This is a genomic window from Helicobacter magdeburgensis (assembly GCF_000765825.2).
Taxonomy (GTDB): domain Bacteria; phylum Campylobacterota; class Campylobacteria; order Campylobacterales; family Helicobacteraceae; genus Helicobacter_C; species Helicobacter_C magdeburgensis.
Genome location: NZ_JRPE02000002.1, coordinates 1 through 17,881, shown reverse-complemented (window position 1 = coordinate 17,881; position 17,881 = coordinate 1). Strand labels below are relative to the sequence as shown.

The window sequence follows — 17,881 nt, the reverse complement described above, 5'->3', positions numbered from 1 at the left end:
GAGAATGGGGTTAAACCCCATCAAAAAGGCTACTATTCTGTAACTTCAAACTTGTAAGGAACAGAAGTAATGCCACTGTCTCTTACAGCTTCAGCAATACCTAAAGCATCTCTACTAGGTTGTGAGCCACTAGCTTGATAGTTGCCAGAGTAGATTTTACGCAAGATATTGATTTTTGCTTGATTTGTTTGTGCGGTTTTGATCTGACTGTATAAATCAGAGGCTTTATATAAAGAATCCTCGCTCAATAGTCCCACAACAATCATTTTAACATTCTTATCTCTTAAATGTCCTTCAACTCGTCCTAATTCGTCTTGGCAATAAGGACAATTTGGGTCTGAGACAATATAGAGCGTTTTGTTTGTTTTTGCTGGGCTTTTCAGTGTAACTACAGGGTAGTTTTTCTGCTTGATTGTGGCAAGAAGCTTATCGCTCTTACTGCGATTATTGTAAGCATCTGTTTCTTGCACCGTTTTCTGCAAAGTAAGAAGCAGATTGTCATTTGAAGTTAAAAAGCTAGAATCAGCGCCGATAAGCGTAGTGCCATTTTTATCTGCAAGGAAAGGCACACGCTGATTGCCTGATTCTAAAATCACAACCTGCATATCTTTAAGCTGATTAAGCGGGACTTGCTTTACAATCTTTACATCAGCTCCTGTTTTCTCCTTTACAAGCTTCTCTATAGGATTGCTTGCACCCATAAGACTAAAACCGACAGCACCTACTGCAACACAGGTTAGAATGCTACTTAATGTTTTCTTTTTCATTTTTACTCCTTTTGTTTTTGTTTTTCATCTAGGATTTCTTGAATGTTATCAAGGCTCTCTTGGAGCTTTTTATCCATTCTCTCCGCAGATGTGAGATTAGCATCATCTTCTTTTTGTCTTTGTTCTTTTTCTAGGGTATCTTCTTGTTTTTGATTTTTCTCCCTTAGAAAACGAATTTTAGAGCTAACGCTAATCTCGTCCTCAGCCTTTTTTTCAGCAGTAGGCTGTTCTGCTGACTCTTGTGTGGTTTGTTGTGGTGCAACCTCTTGATTATTTGGCTCTTGCACTGCCTGAGATTCTTCTTGTTTTGGTTGCTCCTGCACCGCCTGAGATTCTTCTTTTACCTCAGGCTCAGGTTTATTTTCTTCGTTAGTTTGAGCTTGTTGTGGCTCATTTGTTTTCGTCTCATTAACTTGATTTGTTTGAGGCTCTTGAGCTTGTGGCTCATCTGCCTCTAAATCTTTTTCTTGTAAAGGAAGATTTGGCTCATTTATCTTTTCATTAGCCTCATTTTCCTTTACATCATTGCTAGAGTTTGCCGGAGCTTGATTATTTTGAAGTTGTTGCTCCACCAACTCATCAGGTGCGTTATCACTAAGCCCAACTTCTGGCTGAGTCCGAGTTGCATTACTTGCATCCGCGTTGGTTTGAATAGCTTCAAATGCTTGTTTAACCTCAGAAGCACTTAGCAATGTTGATGAGATAGATAAGATTAGGATAACCGATAATGATAACTTCTTCACTTTATTGTCCTTTCTCCCCTTTTACAAGGGGAAGAGAGTTTAGGCAAATTTGCTGGCAATTTGACTGATTTGGCTATTAAGCTGATTGAGAGTTTTAATCGCTTCGGCTTTTAAATCCTCAATCTTTTTGCTTGCTTCAATAGCTTCAGTGCCTTTTTCCCCACCAGCGAGTATTGCAAAGTTTGCTTCTTTGCTTGATGAATAGATATTTCTTAATACCTGAGAGCTTCGGCGCGTAAAATCATCACCCACAACAATGCTTACATAATCAATGTTATTGATGTTTTGTAAGATGAGGTGGCTTAACAAGGCAAATCTTTGTTGGCGATTTGCGTCTATAAAGTTACGCGGTGTTGTTCCCAAATATGAGAGCAAATCTCTAGTTGTAGCTTTGTGTTCTCTTGCTCTGCGCTCAAAAAATGCTTTTCTTTGAGTTGCTGTAGCTTGTCTTCTGCCTGCTTTTGCATTTGTTTTAGCTGTTTGAGCTTCTGCTGTTGTTGCTTCTGTTGCAACTTCTGTGTTTTCTGTTGTTACTACTTCTTCAGTAGCTGTAGTTTTAGCTTTTGCCATTGTCTATCCTTTAATGTGTATTTGTAATTTAACCTATCTGTCTTCCCACTCTTGTGGGGATTGAAACTTTTAACCTTTCCCAAAGGCATAGTATCATTTGCCTATTATGCTCTTTTTAAACCATAACACACCTCCTTTTATTCAGGTTCTTCTCTTAGAAAATCTCATCAGAGAGTGATTTTTCCATCAGCACTTCATTGAGAAGTCTGCGGATTTTTCTAATCCCTGAGAGAGCATTTGCAAGAGCAAGCTCATTATGCTGGTCGTATGCAGAGATTACATCCTCTTCAAGCAACTTGAGAATAGAGAATATATCTCCTGCATTTCTGTCTAGGATTTTAGAAAAGAGATCTTCTTCAAACATATATATACCTCCTATTTTTTGGTTTCAGTCTTTGGCGTTATGGTTAATAAGTTACCAATCGCGTTATAATATTCAGAGTTGTTAAAAGTCATTGTATGTGGAGTATATTTCTTATCCACAAAATAACCACCACCACCAACAAAGACAAAAGCATCAAGCTTGTCAATCTCATTAGAGTATTTAGATTCCAAAAACTCCATTATATCTTTGGTGTATTCCTTTTTCAAATCGCTGACAAAAGAAGAAAGGTCAAATACTTCCCCTCTTAGCTTATAGCTTTCATCAATGATGATTTTTAAGGCTTCTTTATTTGTAATGTTGCGATTATAGGTTGCTTTGATATGTTTTTGCATAGCCTCAGCAATTAAAATCACCCCCTTTTTCTCAAACGAGTTAGCTTGGTTAAGGCGTGATTTTTGAATTTCTTTGTCAAATACCAAAACAATATCAAGCGTATTAAACCCTAAATCCGCAACAATATAGTTATCAGGCTCTTTGTCTTTGTTGCTCCAAAAGTCTTGCAAAGCTTTGACAGCTCCTACGCCTTGTGGAATTACGGTTACTTTTTGCTTGTAATCTATTCCATTCACATTAAAGCTCTCAAGTGCTTTTTGAAAGCTTTGAGCGTGTTGCTTATGTGTTGGAGCTAAACCAACGCACACTTCTTCAATGTCTTCAGGCTTTAACCCTTCTTTTGTAAAAATCTCGTGTAAAAACAATGGAGCATACAGCTCTAAATCTTGGTAACTTGTAACTTCTTTTATAAACCTTGGGTCAGAGTTGAGCGCCAAAGAGCTTACGAAATACCCCTTGCCATTCATCACAGCAACATTGTCATCAGCCTGTATGTCATCAGGACAGATAGCAACAACGCTAGGGAATTTCTTAAGCACCATTTTACCATTTTTATCTTTGAAACAATATTTTGTGTGTCCAAAACCTGTGTCTATTCCTAATTTCATTTTTTTCATCCTTTATTGTAAAATTGTCCTTATATATAATGTATAAGGTGTATGCAAAGAGTTGCTTATGCAACACTAACCTCTTTTTCTGCTACTTTGTCATATCAAATTCATTGCGTATCTCCTCTAGTGAAGCAATGCCTTCTTCACTATAAGTAGATTCAGCCTTGATATGTGTAGTTTCCACTTGTGGCTTTTCTTGTGATTGTGCTACTTTTGGCTTTTGGACAGCCTTTGGCGTTTGCCTTTTAACCTCATCTATAGGCTTCTGTGGTAAATAGTTTGGTATATCGCTAGGTTCTGGCAAAAGAGAAATAATCTTTTCAACCTTATCTTGCGATTCAAATTTTCTCAACACATTAAAGAGCCTATCCCTATTAGAATCGCTTAATGCCCAATAGAGCACTTCCCTTATAACAAGAGAGCGTGTTTTAGGGTTAAGATTGCGTGCAAAATCTTCAAGAATGCCATGTAATGTTATGCTACATTTCAAGATTCCTCCTTTATATATAAAGGTATGCACTCTCATTTTTCTATACATATATATAGGTATATGAATAAAGTGCTACCAAAAAAAGAGCAAAATTTCATTTTTGCAAATAAACAACAGACATTTCAAAAAAAATAAATGCGACTTATGTGTGACATAAGTGATACATAAATGCGACTTAAGTGTGACTTGTCATTTTCCTTATAAAAGGAGAAAAAATGGCATATTTTTAGGTGCGACATAAGTGATACTTATATGATACATAAGTATAAGATAAGTGATGCTTATGTGCGACTTGCATTATACCAAGAAATCTAAGTGCGACTTAAGTGATACTTATGTGTTAGACAAGTGATACTTATATGATACATAAGTCTCCCAAGTAGTTTAGTTTATCGCAAAGAACGCTTTAAGTGATACTTATATGATATATAAGTGCGAGATATGTGATACATAAATACGCCCTAAGTATAATATAAGTGCTACCTGCATTATGGCTACAAGGTTAAAACCTTTGGCTATAACGCCTTATTTTAGGTATTATAAATGGTTATTTCTCCATTTATTCTGCAACAAGAAAAGCATTTTTTTGATTGTCTAAACGACTTTTGAATAGTATGATTTTATGGTAACAATGTCAAGCCATAGGTCAAAATAAAGCTTTAAATAAAAGAACAATCTCGTTATCTTTTGTTAATGATAAGTGATTAATATGTGGGTTTTTATTCTGCAAATTAACCCAAAAATAAGCGGTTAAATAAACGATTAGATTCTGATTATAATTTGTGTTTTAAGTGGTTATTTATGCCATTTTTGCACTTTTGTTGTTGTTAATAAAATGCAAGGAGATAGCTATGCTTGATTTAAAGGATATGAGCGATTTGTGCGAAGAGTATAATATTAAAGAGCGCGTTTTTTACAAACTTCTTTTACGCTCTTTAAAGGAATATTATACGCAAAGAAAGATTATATTTTTTGATATTTACAAGCAACATATTGCTTATGTTGATAGGAAAAAAATTGACAAAGTAAGGGATTATGGGACTGCTTTACGCTTTTTTAAACCGAGCCAAAAAGACTTAAAACAGATAAAAATAATACTTGCTAGGTATTTAAAAAAGCATAAACAAAGGGTAATGAGAAAGAACAAAGATATGCGAAAAAAGATATTTATAAATGCTTTAGGAAGTAGTTATATACGAGCTACAATAGTTGAAATTGAAGAAGAAAGTGTGCTTCTTTCGCTTACAAAAAATGGAGAAAGAGTGGGAAATTTGAAGATTTATGTGCCTATTTTGTCGTTTTTTGATGATGATGTTATTGAAAAAGGACACAATTTTTTGGTTAAAATAAGGGGTGTAAGGGCAGAAAATGGAATGTTTTTAGTAGAAGGAACAAGGCGAGATAGTGGCATAATTAAGCTTGAATTTAAGGAGATTTTTGATGTTTTTGTTGAGAGATTATTGGTAAAAACTGCAGAAGAAGAGCTTTTTAAAAGGGAGGATTTTGCTTATAGAATCCTAGATATTGACCTAAACAAAAAGGAGGTGCATATTCAGCTAAAGAACAAAAGAATGGGAAGATTCGTGGCGGTTGTGGCAAAAGTCACTCAGAGCAGATTAGGTTTTAGAGTTATTTGGAGGTAGTAAATGGCTAGAGCTAATAAAAGGCGAATAGAAAGCCTTATAGGACAGGTTAGCAAAGAGAAAAGCCATAGGCGATTTTCGGTGTTTAAGGACACATTGTTGTTGCCTATGGAGGTGTATGGAGCGTTAAAGTATTTGGTTGGAGAAATCGGCTGGAGTGCTTTACTTGACACAAAGGAAGCAAAGAGCTTTATGCGACTTATTGTGGAGTTTGCAGATGAGCTTAAGGCTAGGAAGAAGATTGAGAATTTTTGTGGCGTGACAAGGCGTGCTGAAGCTAAAGAAGCTGAGGTTAAAGAACCTGCTCCTAAAGAGAAAGTGAGCCAAGGTGCAGGAGAGCATAAAGAGCAAGGAGTGAAGAATGGAGAATAAGGCAAAAATGCTAAAGCATAAAGAGGTGGAGTTGCTTGAGTATAGGGGCGTGCTAGATGTAACTAGGCTTTTTTTGAAGGAGAGAATTGAGGACACAATATTCAATGCGTTGGTGTATATCAACAATGTGTGCTTGAAAAAGGATGAAGAGTTCCCTGATATTGTGCCTATGATTATTCACGCAGGGGTGTATGATGCGTATAATGTGGAGTATAACTTGTTTATTGAGGCATTGTCATTAAACTTTACAGCATTGACTAGACAAGAGTTCGTTATGGAGTTTGCTTTAAAGGGAGGAATAGCACGAGGGAGAAGGGTGTTATCGCCTATCTGCCTGAATGTCATACTTGAGACGCTTGATTTAGCCTCAGTGAATACTGCAAGGCATATAGGGCAATCTTTCTATAAGCCCATTGTGTATGAGAATAGAGATACAAAAGAAGCGTTTCAAATGGCGGCATTAACGCTAAGAGAAGAGGCTTTAGGATTTATGTTTTGGAAAAGAGAGGATTACAAGGAGCTTATGGCTAGTTTGGAGTATTTTTTAAATAGAGAATTTGACTTTGAACAAAAGGCTTATGGGGCATCAAGTTGCAGAGAATTTTGGAAGAAAGCTAAGAGGATTCCAGCACCTTTGTATAAGATTATTTAAGAGTGCCCTTCTATATAAGTCTATATATAGACTATTCTCTAAGTCTCTAAGTTGGTAAGTTGCTATGTCTTTAAGTTGCTATGTTGTTAAGTTGTTAAGTTGCTATGTCTTTAAGTCGTGTGGTTTATGAAATAAACCCAGAACTTGCCATTTTTTTTCAGTGAGCAAAAAAAATTTCTCACGAGTTAAAATCAAAATTTTCAAAAGGAATCCGAAATGGAAAATCAAATTGCCAAAATTGCAAATTTCACAAAAGAGCATTTAGAATCTCTGGGATTAGAATCACTTGAAAAGCCGATTTTTGATTTTTTGCATTTTTTTGCCACTTTAAACAGCTTTGAGAAGATTTTCCTATGTGGGGTATTACTTTTTGTGAGTTTTTTGATTTTATGGCTATTTTTGAAGTTTTTACGGGGTATTTTATTTTCACTCGCTGTCCTACTTGGTATCAAGAAAAAGAAGCGGAAGCTTGAGATAGTAAGCGGGAAAATAGCCACGCCAAGCAGTTTAGACTTCAAGCAGAAGGGCTTTTTTGCACTTTGGAATAAAGCAAGATTGTTAGCAGCAGCATACAAACTTGCCAGAATTGAAGAGGAGATTCAAAAAGACAAGCCTGTGAGGCTAAGTCTTTCACAGGCAATTTTTGTAATTCAAAACTACGACAAGTATAATTACTTTGCAGCAGAGGATGGAAAAATTAAATTTGAAAAAGTAAAAAAACAAATTGATGAAAGAGAAGCCGTAATTGTTGATACAGAAATTGAAGAAGAAAAAGAGCAGAAACAACTAGAAACTCCGGAACAGATTGTTGAGCGTATGACAGGGGGCAGGGCTAAAATAATATTTGATGATGATGGAAATATTGCCTCGTTTAAAGATATACACAAAGAACAGGAAGAAGCCCTTAAAAAAATGCAGAGAAATGATATGTCTAATTTTGCACCAAAAAACATACCTGCAAAAACACCTTCACAAAATGGTGTCAAAAGTGATGGTAATAGGTATGAAAGCTGGAGCAAACAAATGAATGCCGAGGGACACAAAAATTCAGGGGCTAAACCCAATACTGAAGAGAGAACAAATTTAACGCAAAAAGAAAGGCTAGAAAATGCCAAAGAAGCTGAAGCTAAAATCAGAGAAGAAAAGAAGGCGCATTCGGCTAAAGATTTGAAGATGAGTTTGCGCTTCAAAAATAGCGGAGAAAAACAAGCTAAAAAAGATCCGACAAATATAAGTCAAAAAGGAGACGGAATTGAAGTTATAGAAATGCCAGAAGCAATAGCAAATTTAAATAACCTAGATGTCAGTGATTTTGATGTAGATTTTATAGGCAAAGAACCAGAGCAAAAAAAGGAAAAACAAAAGAATGCAAAAATGATGAAAGCAGCACTAAAAGAATCTCAAAAACCCAAAACTCAAAACAAGAGCGTTGAGAATAAAAAAAATACAGAGAAAAAAGAGTCTCAAGCATTTGAACTCAAGGCTGATGATTTTGAGATAGAAAAACCTGTGGTAAAAACAGAACAACCAAAACCAAAGGCTGAAGCACCCAAAATTGAAAAAGAAGGAGCGAAAGAGGCACAAGAAGATTATGCAGCTACATTTGTAATGAAACATTGCACAAAAGAGGATATTGAGAACAAGGAGGTATTTATTGACAAAAAGAACTCAATGGTTCTATTTAAAAAGAGTTTTTTCTCTAAGCTTGGCAAGCCTCAAGATTCTGCGCGAGAGAAACAATACTGGGGGAAATTAGAAGGTAGATATAATATTAGACTTGAGCTTAATGTGCTGAATGAGTATTTTGATCCTGAAAGGCTTATAGGCTTAAAAATCAGATCTATCTCAGACCTGAATATTTCACAATGATTTTTTGCCTATTTATAACAACCATTAACGCAACTTTAGTAATATAACCGAAGATTACATCTAATTTTCTTTGTTTTTTTTATTGTTTGATTCGCTTGATAACCACTCATTTGTGTGTATGGAGCAAGACATTTGTCCTATATTTTATGGCAAGCGTTTTTTTGCGATTTTGTCACTTGACAAACAATGATTTTGACCGTCAAAATGGGTTCAAATGGCTTTGTGCGTGGAAGTATTTTACTTTTTTTTTGAAAAATGCAAGACACAAACACAGACAAAAAAACAAAGTTTATCTAAAAAGGAGCGACTTATGAATAGTGCCACAAACACAATAGACCAGAGACAAGAAAGTCAGCAGAACGAAGCTCAAGAAGAATCAAAAGAGGGTATGTTTATACGAATGGCAGAAGTTGCCAAGATTCTAGGTGTGTCTTATCCCACTGCAAGAGAAATCCTAAAAAGGAACAATATTACCAAATATGTTCTTACTCCAAGAATTATTTATTATAAAAGAAGTGAAGTAGAACAGATTTTCACCAACAATGGGATTTCTATATGAACATTGTTAAAATATTCAAAAAAAGAAGCGAGAGCTATTTTGAGATTCTCTATAAGAATATCAAAGTGCTTCAAGAGATAACAAGAGTAAGGCGAAAAAAATTGCTCCTAAAAAATATTAACGAACAGCAAGACAAAATAACCTTTGCTGACAAGAGAATTGAAACCTTATTTTATGAAGTATATAGAAAACGCTTCAAAAATAGAGAGTTGGATGCGGTTGTTGCCTTATTAATGAAAGACTTGGAGAGATTTAAGTTTGAAGAGACTTCTTCTGTTCCTCAATCTTATGAGCCACAATATACAAGTTTTAAAAATAGATATGATAAACTTAGAACCATTAATCTCTTGTCCCACACGGCTCGTGTTTTTATGGTAGCGTGTAAAGAAGGACAAGATTATCCTGATCGTTTTATGGAGCATGTAGCCATATTAGCTCTGGCTCACGATTTTGGAAAAAATCCAGAGGTAATAGATCTTGCATCTGAAGGCAAGAAAGAGAAGCATAATCAAATTAGCGCAAGATACCTTGGGCTTGTTATGAGAAGTATGAACCGATACGGAGATGATCTTATCAGTGCTTTGGAATATGCCTTATTCTTTCATCACGCACCCAATGTTGAGGCTAATGTATCAGCAGAGCCTGTTCGCAACGAATACATTGATATGCTCAACAAGTGCGACAACATTGCACGAGACGAAGAGCTTAAAATAGTAAATGAGAATATTAGGATAGCCAAAGAAGAGGCAAACAGGGAGCAAGAAATAAAAAGCATACTCCAAGACAAAGAAAACGCAGAGCAAGGAGCGTAAATGACATTTCGTTCTCATATTACATTAGGGCTTATTGGTGGCTTTGCATTGACATATATGCCCAATTTCGTGCCATACAAAGAAAGTGACATTATTGCTGTATTGCCACTTATTGCATTAGGTTCTATATTCCCAGACATAGATGAGCCAAATAGCTATATAGGCAAAAGGATGCCGGGCTTCTCTCATATTGTTTCTATGCTCTTTGGGCACAGAGGCTTTACCCACTTTTTAGCTTTTCCAGCTATACTTTGCTTTTTGGGTGTATATTTCTTTCCAAATCTCGTATTTTTTATATACGCTTTTTGTTTTGGGATACTTATGCACCAAATAGGCGATATGGTGACTAAAAGTGGTATCCCCAAATACTTCTTTCCATTAGCCTATGGTCCATTTAAAAATCTCAAGGCTGTTTTGTTGCCTCAACCTTTTAGATTTAGAACTGGAGGCAAGGTAGAAATGCTTTTTGTGCTGCCTACTTTGCTAGCACTTCTAGGCTTAATTATATGGGACAAATACGGAGAGTGGATATTTGCTCAGATTTGGAGGTTTATAAATGGCTAATAAATACAAAGAAAGTTTTTTAACAACACAAGAGGCACTACAATTTTATGCCCTAGCCATAAACATAGAGAAGAAAATCGTAAGAAAAAGATTAAGTCCAGAGAAGAAGGAGCTTTTGAGGCAAGCCTTGCGAGAAGTTTGTCTTGAAGCAACTCAAAGGGCTGAAACCATTTTCAAAGAAGGAGTTAAAAATGTTCGGGAACAATAATAATACCGGCAATGGCAATACAGGCGCCCATTGGAGCTCAAAGCAAGCTCACAATAGGACAATGTGGCAAGGCGAATATCAAAACGCCAGCAATGAACGAGAGTCTATGTGGCATCTCAAAAATCATCAAGGAGGAAGGCAGCCAGTGCAAAGAGAGCCTGAAAAGAAGGATAAATATCCTATCTTTTCGGATGTCCAAGAGTTGCAAGATGAATTGCAATCAATCTATGCGAGTGGGACAGCTTTCACAGAACAAAAAACAATAGATGTAACGGAATCTGAGTATCGTATGCTTCCATTCAAGATTTTTAAGATTGTAGGAAAAGGTATTGCATACGCAAGCCTAGTGTATTGTATAGCTTTTGGTTTGTTCTTGCTTGCAAGTATAAGGCAAGTGCAAGTAGGAGGTTTCTACCCAGTAAGCTTATTCTTGGCGTATGCTTCTCTATTTTTCTATGCGTATGTCGTATATGGAATGAAACAATTTGTCATTCCAGATGAGAAACAGCCAAAAACAAAGCAATTTTATGGGCAAGTTATAGCTGGTTGGCGTGTGGTAGAGTTTTACCTTGTATTCAGTGTCGTTATTTTAGTGTTGCTTGAAAGCACATTCGCCTCTTGGCAAGGATTCTTGTATGAGCCATTGCTTGCAATCAAGAAAATGACAAAAGGTTTCTTGGCAATTAGCCCAGCTAACTTTGAAGCAGCCTTGTTCCATACAACGGGTGTGGCAATCATTATGCTTGTAACTTATGCACTTTTTGCAAGGTGGGCGTTTAAGAAATTCACCAAAGAGCAGCACAGAAATGTTATTGCAATCAAAGCTCAATACGATAGAGCTGATGCTGCGATTAAAGCTCTTGATGGTGAAATATAAATAGAAAACATAAGATAGGAGGTGCGGTGTGTAGCAATAAAAGAGACTTTAGGCTTTTGCCTAAGATAAGGGCAATATGTGGGTAGGTTCTGTCTCATTGACGGAGAAAGTGCCAATAAGGCTAAAAAATACTTTATACAAGGAGTTATTATGACTTTAGAGGTAAAAGAAAACAGCATGTTGGGACGATTAATTCTCTTAATGTGCGTATTAACAGCGGCAGTTGCATTTGCAGCAGGAGAAAACCCATTTGAATTTATCAAAGCAGCATTCTTTGATATTTTGCAAAAATATGTTGCTTGGGTTATTCTTGGGGTTATGTGGATGACTTTCATTTTGGGTATCATCTTTGGGGGACTTCCTTGGATGCCGACAGTCATCACTGGAATTTGTGCGACAGCTGGTGTATTCTTCTTCCCAAGTTTCTTGAAACCTATCAGCGACTGGGCAAGCTCATATCGTCCAACCACAAGCGTAGGGCAATAGTATGTCAGAGAGAATCATAGAGTTCCCTGATAGAATACATAGACAGCGGCTTATTGCTGCTGTTGAGGCGGACAACCTATTCATTGCCGTAGGCTCTTTTGGAGTCACCGTAATTACCTTCGCCCTTCTTGGTATGGGCGGAGAGGCATTTATGGTAGGATTAGGAGTAGGAGGTCTAGTTACCTATGTGTATGTCTATTACAAAGAGCGTTTTAAGCGTGGTTTCTTTACGCACTGGTGCTATGTAAAGAACTATCGCTACCCAAAATATGAAGGGGAAGAAGGACTACCAAAAGATTTTTTACCAGAAGGATATGAAAATGAGTTTAGGGATTGACAACGAATATGGAACTATCGGCAAAGATGCCATAGATCAAGTAGATAGACTTTTGTTAAATAATAGACTATTGCAAATTTTTGTAGGTGTAGTCTTGATATTGTTATTGATTCTGACTTTTGGGTATTTCAGCCTATCTAGCGAGCGCACATCTCATATTATGATGCCTCCTTATGGCGAATTTGAAGTAGCCAAAATGAGAGCAGATCCACTTTATTATAGAGTATGGGGAGACTTTGTGTTGGCTAGATTTGCTAGCTTTACGCCAAGCACAATTAAAGAGAACCTTGCAAAATCATCTGAAATATTTGAGAAGAATACATATCTGCAAAGGAAGGCTGATTTTGATAACTACCTGACAGCTGTTATCACAAACAACATCACCCAAACCTTTAGATATGATGATAATGAAGTAATTGTGGAGCTAAAGAACGGAGGTTCTGTAGCCACGGTAACTTACAATGGCTATGCCACACAAAGCATAAGCAACATTACCAAAATCACTAAGAAGTGCTTTTACAAGTTTGGCTTCTATATTAGTGATTACAAAATTTATCAAGATTCTATAAGCACAGACTGCTTAAACAATGATAGTATTCATCATCTTACAGAGGAAGAAAAAGTCATTGAGGATAAAGATCCTGATGCTACAGCAAGAAAAGCTCAACAAGAACTCAACGATCAAGATATTGACAATAGGGTCATTCAAAGGGAGAATCTTGAGGAAGGTGTAAAAGAGAAGGCTGAATTTGAAAAAGAGAGAATCCAAAAGAAAAAGGAAAAACTCCTTGATGCAGATTATATTCTTTCGGGTGTAGGAGACAATACTAAACCACAAGAAGGGACAGAGCAAAACCCTAGCGGACAAACTCCAAATCAGCCTCAAACTCAAGAGACACAACAAAATACACAGCAAAATTCTCACTTGCAACAGCAAGGAGATAATGCTAAAGTAACACCTCAAGAAAATCAAAACACACAACAACAGCCTGCAAACTAGGCTGGAATCTTGTTATAAAAGGAGGAAACTGAATGAATAGAAAGATAAGTCTAGTCTTGGCTAGTCTTTTGCTTGCAACTATACCTTTGACAGCAATAGAAGACGATAATGTAAAAAGAGACAAAATAGAACAAGCCCTGCAAGATGCGGCTTCGCAAGTTAGAGACCCTAACACAGGTATGCCACCAGAAAGTTGGAATGAAGAGAATGCGGATATTGCTGATATGAATCAGCCAACTTATGGTAACCCTCAGCATGAAATGGCTTTGGGGCAGAATAACAGCTATCAAACACAGACACCGGTTGTGAATGAAGTTCGCTCTAACTCATCTAATCGCCCTAAAAAGGATTATTCTAATTTGCCTGTGCCAGCTGGAGCAAAATTGCTTACATTACGAACAGAATTAAGCATTCCTATCACAAAAGAGAAACATACTATCATTGAGTTTCCTTTTGAGATTAAGGCAGAGTTTGGAGAGTTTGAAGCTAAGGCTACACAGGAAGAAGCAGAAACCTTAGAAGTAGATAAGCAAAGACAGCCAGTATCCATTATTCAAAAAGAAAATAGACTTGTGATTAATTCAAGCCTTAATGGAAAGGCAGAGGCTATTATTTGGGGTGGTCCTTATCCTGTGGTGCTTAATATCACTATAGGCAACAGCAAAAATAATCCGGGCTATTATGTGATTAAAGAGCAAGATTCTTATGCAAGGCAAGGAAGCAATGTTAAAAAACTAGAAAACAATAACCACGAGAAGGTTATCAGTATTCTTACTGCTGCAATGTATAAGGATAAAAAGCCAAAAGGATATGAAAAAAAAGACAAGAAAAAGATTTACAAATACAAAGAGCTTGGCTTAACACTCGTGCATGTGTATAGCCTTGAGGGCGATCATTATGTGGGAGAGCGTTGGGAGGTTAAGAATGAAGACAAGAAAAAGACATTAAACCTTTATGAGGAAATGTTTTATGTGCCAGATGTATATTCGGTGTCTTTCTTGGCAAACCCTATAGGTCCCAAGAAATCAACCTCTATGTATATTGTTAGAAAAAAACCAGATGGAAAGAAAGGGAGATAAAATGATGGAACTTTTTGTGTTTTACTCGATTATAAGCATTTGTGCTTTGGCACCTATCGCACTAGTCTTGCATATTGTAAATGGGATTTTAGATTTGATAGGGAAAATAAGGAACAAAAGACTAGCTCCTAACTCACATTGTGCCAAAGAAAAAGCTCAAGAAGAGAAGAAAGAAGCTTGCAAGAAAGAAAACCATTAGTAGAAGGCATTTGGAGTCTGTTTCAAAGAAAAGATTCCAGAGGTTTAGAAAGGTGGACTCTCATACGCTCAAATATGAGCTTTGAAGAGGCTATGGAGGCATTAGGAGAGTATGGGTATAGGTTCCCTAAGGAATGCTTCAAAATCGCCTTAAAATCCGCATAAACACTCAAAAAACACATATTAGAGAAATCACAAGAAAAATCAAATATAATAAGGAGAAGGAAAATGGAAGGAATCACACTCAAAAGAATGGAAGGCTTGCAAGAGAGGGCAACATTTTTAGTTGATGATTTGGAAAATCAACTTCACATTATGGAGCAAAAGCAAGGACTCGTGGCTCATATCGCCAAAGAAATGCCAAATATACAAATGTCTAGTGTTGCATATTCCTCAAAGCAAATTCCGCTTATAGTGGCAAAGCGTATCACACAATGTTCTGCCACTATTGATGCCAGAAACATTGTTGGCACGGCACATCCGGATTATAAAGGTATGAGCTGGGCTGATCTCATACGATATGGCAAAAGAATGCACATTAACATTCCACTCCTTAAAGAGAATCCAAAATACTATGTTGAAGAAAAGCTCAAAGAACCAACTATGCTTTTGACACAAATAGATGATGAAATATACATTGATGGAGATGGAAACCATAGGAGTGCTTTGGCTAAGTTCATTTTTGAAGAGAGTGGATATTTTGAATTGCATGGCGTGACTTTGACTACATATCAAACCGATAGAGAGATAATGCGTGTTTTAGGAGATATATTAGGCTTCTTTGAAAAGCGTTCAACACCTGTTATTGTCAATATTCAAAGCACTATCACAAAGAGAGAGGACGATATAGGCATTGCTTGTGATATTTATAGCCACAATATAGCCATTACAAATCTTGTGAATCAAAAGAATATTTGTTTCTCAAATGCTAATGGAGCGGTTTTAGAGGTGTTTTTAGATGGAATTAAAGGCGGAAATGCTGAATGTAGGGATTTTTTAGGAAAATAGAAGGCGGATGATATAATCATTACTAATAGATAGAGAGTAGGACATAAGTTATTTATTAATAATGATTATCTTTATTGTTTAATAAGTAAAAAAAGAACCCCATACAGGGAAAGTATTTAGAAAATTCCAAACACTTTTACTTAAAGCTAAGTAAATTATGCAATCTCCTTTCCAAGATGTGCAAATCTAAACAAAGCTTATTCTGCAATGTTTGCAAACAATTTTACACTGTTTACATCGCCTTTTTGACAAACTTTTTTTTCTTTTGCAAAAACAAGGTGTATGCTGTTAGAACAACTAATTTTTCAATTATCTTTTCTGCATATTCCCCATCAACTCCTATGAGTTCGATCTCTTCTGAATGAGCAGAAAATTCAAGTTTTCCTTTGTGGATACGGAGACCATATTCCGTAATAAATCCAACTACAGTTATACTGCCGCCATCTATGCCTATCCTGCTTGTTCCGGGCACTTCTTCTAGAGATATTGGACTTTTGTTCAATATCTTTTTTAGCTTAGATTTTTTTTGAAATTTGATCACCATAATGTGCTCCTTTCGCCATACGGCATTTATGCACTAACAAAAGAGCACTTCTCGGTGCCCACATATAACTTTTCACTGACTGCCGCCATACGGAATTTCATTCCCCGAAAAGCTTATGCACGCACCTACCCAAAAGGGCAAGTGAAATACTTAAGCCCTTTCGGGAATGAAAACAAAAAAAAGTGATAAATAAGGGGGGAATTAGAAAGGTTCCAAACCCGGAGAGGGTTTGGGGGAATGGAAGACTATGAAAATTTGAGAATAGCTATTAGTAAGCCTGTCATTGCGATCTGTGTTCCCACAAACCACTTTAATAAGTCCGCTTTTACTTCTGCTATTTGTTTTTCTAGTCTAGCCTCTGAGGCATTTATATCTGTCTTCAAGACATTTATATCCGCCTTAGAGGCAACACTATCTTCAGCCGCTTTTTTGGCAGCTTCTTTAGATTCCGCAATGACAGCTTCTACAAGCTGAAATGCTTCCTCTTTATCAATAGTGATTCCTTCTGCGTTCTTTTCATTGATTCGATTTACCAAGTTATTCAGCAAAATCTCAAATGTTCTGCTGAATTGATAATTCGTTTTCATGAAAACTCCTTCCATTTTTTTCTCCTATTTTATCATTTTTTAGCAACATATTTCTATGCTGCAAGGACAAATATTTGCCCTAGAGTGAAATAAACACTCCAAGGAAAGATACGCACAATATCCCACGAGGGATAAATAATTGTATCCCTCTTTGGAATATTTTGTCGTAAAATGCGACAAGTAGGCGTGAGCCTACTTGTTTAATAGTCGCATTCATATTCTTCTTCATTAAGATAGAAGAAGGCGTCACTCAGCGACACATTCGTTCTGCCTGAATAGGCATTTTTCCTTTTGCATAAATTTCGCGCGTGGTTTAACACGCTGGAAATCTCTATTGCCTCAATCTCATCAAACAAATAGGATGCCCACTTATTATTGAACTCATCCGTCCAAAAGCCATTTACTTGATTCATTTTCAAATCCTTTTGCTTGCCACCTGTTAGAACAAGACTTAAAAATTTTACAGGCTAGGAGAAATACTCCCAAAGAGATTTGAAAATGACAATAATCCACATAGGGATTATTGAAAAAATCAAATCCCTATGGGAATATTCAAAAATAAATGTAAAATAAGGGGGAATTAGAAAGGTTCCAAACCCGGAGAGGGTTTGGGGGATTTTACTGGAAAAGTTTTATGAGTGCGACTACAAATCCACCTACTGCGACTTGTGTTGCCACAAACCATTTCAGTAAGTCGGTTCTTGTCTCAGCTATTTCACGCTTAACCTCGGCAATATCTGCTTTGGTTGCATATGGCTTCAGAATCTCATACATATCAGCTTTTGTGATAAGCTGATTTTTGAGTTTCTCCATTTCTAGCTCTACTGCACTTTTAGAGAGAAATTCTTTCCGTGCTTCTTCAAGAAACTCTTGTTTTAGCACTTCAAGATTTAGGCTCGTTGTGGTGGCTCTGTCATTGACAAGCTCCTCAAAAGCCTTAATAAGTCTCTCCGACTTTTCCTTGTCTTGATTAAAAATACCTTGCACAAGAGATTTGAAACTCTCATTTAAGACATATTTCATCGCAACTCCTTTCATCTTTTTCTCCTTTTATTTTATCATTTTTTAGCAACATATTTCTATGCTGCAAGGACAAATATTTGCCCTAGAGTGAAATAAACACTCCAAGGAAAGATACGCACAATATCCCACGAGGGATAAATAATTGTATCCCTCTTTGGAATATT

The 17,881-nt window shown here is 36.5% G+C and carries 25 protein-coding genes; 14 read left to right on the top strand and 11 right to left on the bottom strand.

What is annotated here, in order from left to right; translation table 11 throughout:
- Window positions 1-32: 32 nt before the first annotated feature.
- The 6 genes from LS74_RS01205 to LS74_RS01180 form a co-directional block, all read right to left on the bottom strand.
- Window positions 33-767, bottom strand: a complete 735-nt coding sequence (locus LS74_RS01205) for a hypothetical protein (protein ID WP_138128685.1) — start codon at window positions 765-767, stop codon at window positions 33-35.
- A 2-nt stretch (window positions 768-769) separates the two neighbouring features.
- The gene (locus tag LS74_RS01200; RefSeq protein ID WP_034586453.1) at window positions 770-1,510 is read right to left on the bottom strand and encodes a hypothetical protein; all 741 of its coding nucleotides are present in this window, start codon (window positions 1,508-1,510) and stop codon (window positions 770-772) included.
- A gap of 39 nt (window positions 1,511-1,549) precedes the next feature.
- Complete coding sequence (locus tag LS74_RS01195; RefSeq protein ID WP_034586450.1) at window positions 1,550-2,080, bottom strand: hypothetical protein; 531 nt, start codon at window positions 2,078-2,080, stop codon at window positions 1,550-1,552.
- Window positions 2,081-2,234: 154 nt separating this feature from the next.
- Window positions 2,235-2,444 carry a hypothetical protein gene (locus tag LS74_RS01190; RefSeq protein WP_034586447.1) on the bottom strand — a complete coding sequence of 70 codons (210 nt, stop codon included), beginning with the start codon at window positions 2,442-2,444 and terminating at the stop codon, window positions 2,235-2,237.
- A gap of 11 nt (window positions 2,445-2,455) precedes the next feature.
- Window positions 2,456-3,406, bottom strand: a complete 951-nt coding sequence (locus LS74_RS01185; RefSeq protein WP_034586444.1) for a ParM/StbA family protein — start codon at window positions 3,404-3,406, stop codon at window positions 2,456-2,458.
- 91 nt (window positions 3,407-3,497) lie between these two features.
- Window positions 3,498-3,899, bottom strand: coding sequence for a hypothetical protein (locus LS74_RS01180; RefSeq protein ID WP_034586442.1), 402 nt, complete (start codon window positions 3,897-3,899; stop codon window positions 3,498-3,500).
- A gap of 851 nt (window positions 3,900-4,750) precedes the next feature.
- Here LS74_RS01180 and LS74_RS01175 point away from each other — a divergent pair.
- The 3 genes from LS74_RS01175 to LS74_RS11180 are packed head-to-tail and all read left to right on the top strand — an operon-like array spanning window position 4,751 to window position 6,566.
- The gene (locus LS74_RS01175; protein WP_034586439.1) at window positions 4,751-5,542 is read left to right on the top strand and encodes a hypothetical protein; all 792 of its coding nucleotides are present in this window, start codon (window positions 4,751-4,753) and stop codon (window positions 5,540-5,542) included.
- A 3-nt stretch (window positions 5,543-5,545) separates the two neighbouring features.
- On the top strand, window positions 5,546-5,914 hold the full coding sequence (locus LS74_RS01170) for a hypothetical protein (protein WP_034586436.1): 369 nt from the start codon (window positions 5,546-5,548) through the stop codon (window positions 5,912-5,914).
- Entirely contained in the window at window positions 5,904-6,566 is a 663-nt protein-coding gene (locus LS74_RS11180) for a hypothetical protein (RefSeq protein WP_236096749.1), read from the top strand. The genes LS74_RS01170 and LS74_RS11180 overlap by 11 nt, the downstream gene beginning before the upstream one ends.
- 224 nt (window positions 6,567-6,790) lie before the next feature.
- Here the strand turns inward: LS74_RS11180 and LS74_RS10855 are convergent, their stop codons facing one another.
- Complete coding sequence (locus LS74_RS10855) at window positions 6,791-7,084, bottom strand: hypothetical protein (protein WP_167480458.1); 294 nt, start codon at window positions 7,082-7,084, stop codon at window positions 6,791-6,793.
- 37 nt (window positions 7,085-7,121) lie between these two features.
- Here LS74_RS10855 and LS74_RS01160 point away from each other — a divergent pair, with 37 nt between their 5' ends.
- The 11 genes from LS74_RS01160 (at window position 7,122) to LS74_RS01105 (ending at window position 15,563) form a co-directional block, all read left to right on the top strand.
- Complete coding sequence (locus LS74_RS01160; protein ID WP_167480457.1) at window positions 7,122-8,435, top strand: hypothetical protein; 1,314 nt, start codon at window positions 7,122-7,124, stop codon at window positions 8,433-8,435.
- Window positions 8,436-8,745: 310 nt separating this feature from the next.
- Window positions 8,746-8,994: a helix-turn-helix transcriptional regulator gene (locus LS74_RS01155; RefSeq protein ID WP_157979091.1), complete on the top strand. Its 249-nt coding sequence runs from the start codon at window positions 8,746-8,748 to the stop codon at window positions 8,992-8,994.
- A 101-nt stretch (window positions 8,995-9,095) separates the two neighbouring features.
- A complete protein-coding gene (locus LS74_RS01150; RefSeq protein ID WP_138128683.1) occupies window positions 9,096-9,806 on the top strand; it encodes an HD domain-containing protein in 711 nt (236 codons plus the stop codon).
- Window positions 9,807-10,370, top strand: a complete 564-nt coding sequence (locus LS74_RS01145) for a metal-dependent hydrolase (RefSeq protein WP_052086389.1) — start codon at window positions 9,807-9,809, stop codon at window positions 10,368-10,370.
- Entirely contained in the window at window positions 10,363-10,578 is a 216-nt protein-coding gene (locus LS74_RS01140; RefSeq protein WP_034586424.1) for a hypothetical protein, read from the top strand. The genes LS74_RS01145 and LS74_RS01140 overlap by 8 nt, the downstream gene beginning before the upstream one ends.
- Complete coding sequence (locus LS74_RS01135) at window positions 10,562-11,455, top strand: hypothetical protein (RefSeq protein ID WP_034586421.1); 894 nt, start codon at window positions 10,562-10,564, stop codon at window positions 11,453-11,455. The genes LS74_RS01140 and LS74_RS01135 overlap by 17 nt, the downstream gene beginning before the upstream one ends.
- Before the next feature lie 150 nt (window positions 11,456-11,605).
- Entirely contained in the window at window positions 11,606-11,941 is a 336-nt protein-coding gene (locus LS74_RS01130; protein WP_138128681.1) for a hypothetical protein, read from the top strand.
- A 1-nt stretch (window position 11,942) separates the two neighbouring features.
- Complete coding sequence (locus LS74_RS01125) at window positions 11,943-12,278, top strand: hypothetical protein (RefSeq protein WP_034586416.1); 336 nt, start codon at window positions 11,943-11,945, stop codon at window positions 12,276-12,278.
- Window positions 12,262-13,278, top strand: a complete 1,017-nt coding sequence (locus LS74_RS01120; RefSeq protein WP_034586413.1) for a TraE/TraK family type IV conjugative transfer system protein — start codon at window positions 12,262-12,264, stop codon at window positions 13,276-13,278. The genes LS74_RS01125 and LS74_RS01120 overlap by 17 nt, the downstream gene beginning before the upstream one ends.
- A gap of 32 nt (window positions 13,279-13,310) precedes the next feature.
- A complete protein-coding gene (locus LS74_RS01115) occupies window positions 13,311-14,357 on the top strand; it encodes a TraK domain-containing protein (RefSeq protein WP_034586410.1) in 1,047 nt (348 codons plus the stop codon).
- Window positions 14,358-14,783: 426 nt separating this feature from the next.
- On the top strand, window positions 14,784-15,563 hold the full coding sequence (locus LS74_RS01105) for a hypothetical protein (RefSeq protein WP_052086387.1): 780 nt from the start codon (window positions 14,784-14,786) through the stop codon (window positions 15,561-15,563).
- 232 nt (window positions 15,564-15,795) lie between these two features.
- Here the strand turns inward: LS74_RS01105 and LS74_RS01100 are convergent, their stop codons facing one another.
- From LS74_RS01100 to LS74_RS01085, 4 genes are all read right to left on the bottom strand, one after another.
- Complete coding sequence (locus LS74_RS01100) at window positions 15,796-16,107, bottom strand: hypothetical protein (protein ID WP_034586404.1); 312 nt, start codon at window positions 16,105-16,107, stop codon at window positions 15,796-15,798.
- 245 nt (window positions 16,108-16,352) lie between these two features.
- Complete coding sequence (locus LS74_RS01095) at window positions 16,353-16,694, bottom strand: hypothetical protein (protein WP_034586401.1); 342 nt, start codon at window positions 16,692-16,694, stop codon at window positions 16,353-16,355.
- Window positions 16,695-16,894: 200 nt separating this feature from the next.
- On the bottom strand, window positions 16,895-17,107 hold the full coding sequence (locus tag LS74_RS01090) for a hypothetical protein (protein WP_034589923.1): 213 nt from the start codon (window positions 17,105-17,107) through the stop codon (window positions 16,895-16,897).
- 205 nt (window positions 17,108-17,312) lie between these two features.
- Window positions 17,313-17,717, bottom strand: coding sequence for a hypothetical protein (locus tag LS74_RS01085; RefSeq protein WP_138128677.1), 405 nt, complete (start codon window positions 17,715-17,717; stop codon window positions 17,313-17,315).
- Window positions 17,718-17,881: the final 164 nt, after the last annotated feature.

Coding starts and splice junctions, on each gene's coding strand:
- LS74_RS01205 (WP_138128685.1), bottom strand. CDS start 767: ATGAAAAAGAAAACATTAAGTAGCATTCTAACCTGTGTTGCAGTAGGT.
- LS74_RS01195 (WP_034586450.1), bottom strand. CDS start 2,080: ATGGCAAAAGCTAAAACTACAGCTACTGAAGAAGTAGTAACAACAGAA.
- LS74_RS01190 (WP_034586447.1), bottom strand. CDS start 2,444: ATGTTTGAAGAAGATCTCTTTTCTAAAATCCTAGACAGAAATGCAGGA.
- LS74_RS01185 (WP_034586444.1), bottom strand. CDS start 3,406: ATGAAATTAGGAATAGACACAGGTTTTGGACACACAAAATATTGTTTC.
- LS74_RS01175 (WP_034586439.1), top strand. CDS start 4,751: ATGCTTGATTTAAAGGATATGAGCGATTTGTGCGAAGAGTATAATATT.
- LS74_RS01170 (WP_034586436.1), top strand. CDS start 5,546: ATGGCTAGAGCTAATAAAAGGCGAATAGAAAGCCTTATAGGACAGGTT.
- LS74_RS11180 (WP_236096749.1), top strand. CDS start 5,904: ATGGAGAATAAGGCAAAAATGCTAAAGCATAAAGAGGTGGAGTTGCTT.
- LS74_RS01155 (WP_157979091.1), top strand. CDS start 8,746: ATGAATAGTGCCACAAACACAATAGACCAGAGACAAGAAAGTCAGCAG.
- LS74_RS01145 (WP_052086389.1), top strand. CDS start 9,807: ATGACATTTCGTTCTCATATTACATTAGGGCTTATTGGTGGCTTTGCA.
- LS74_RS01140 (WP_034586424.1), top strand. CDS start 10,363: ATGGCTAATAAATACAAAGAAAGTTTTTTAACAACACAAGAGGCACTA.
- LS74_RS01135 (WP_034586421.1), top strand. CDS start 10,562: ATGTTCGGGAACAATAATAATACCGGCAATGGCAATACAGGCGCCCAT.
- LS74_RS01130 (WP_138128681.1), top strand. CDS start 11,606: ATGACTTTAGAGGTAAAAGAAAACAGCATGTTGGGACGATTAATTCTC.
- LS74_RS01125 (WP_034586416.1), top strand. CDS start 11,943: ATGTCAGAGAGAATCATAGAGTTCCCTGATAGAATACATAGACAGCGG.
- LS74_RS01120 (WP_034586413.1), top strand. CDS start 12,262: ATGAGTTTAGGGATTGACAACGAATATGGAACTATCGGCAAAGATGCC.
- LS74_RS01115 (WP_034586410.1), top strand. CDS start 13,311: ATGAATAGAAAGATAAGTCTAGTCTTGGCTAGTCTTTTGCTTGCAACT.
- LS74_RS01105 (WP_052086387.1), top strand. CDS start 14,784: ATGGAAGGAATCACACTCAAAAGAATGGAAGGCTTGCAAGAGAGGGCA.
- LS74_RS01100 (WP_034586404.1), bottom strand. CDS start 16,107: ATGGTGATCAAATTTCAAAAAAAATCTAAGCTAAAAAAGATATTGAAC.
- LS74_RS01095 (WP_034586401.1), bottom strand. CDS start 16,694: ATGAAAACGAATTATCAATTCAGCAGAACATTTGAGATTTTGCTGAAT.
- LS74_RS01090 (WP_034589923.1), bottom strand. CDS start 17,107: ATGAATCAAGTAAATGGCTTTTGGACGGATGAGTTCAATAATAAGTGG.
- LS74_RS01085 (WP_138128677.1), bottom strand. CDS start 17,717: ATGAAATATGTCTTAAATGAGAGTTTCAAATCTCTTGTGCAAGGTATT.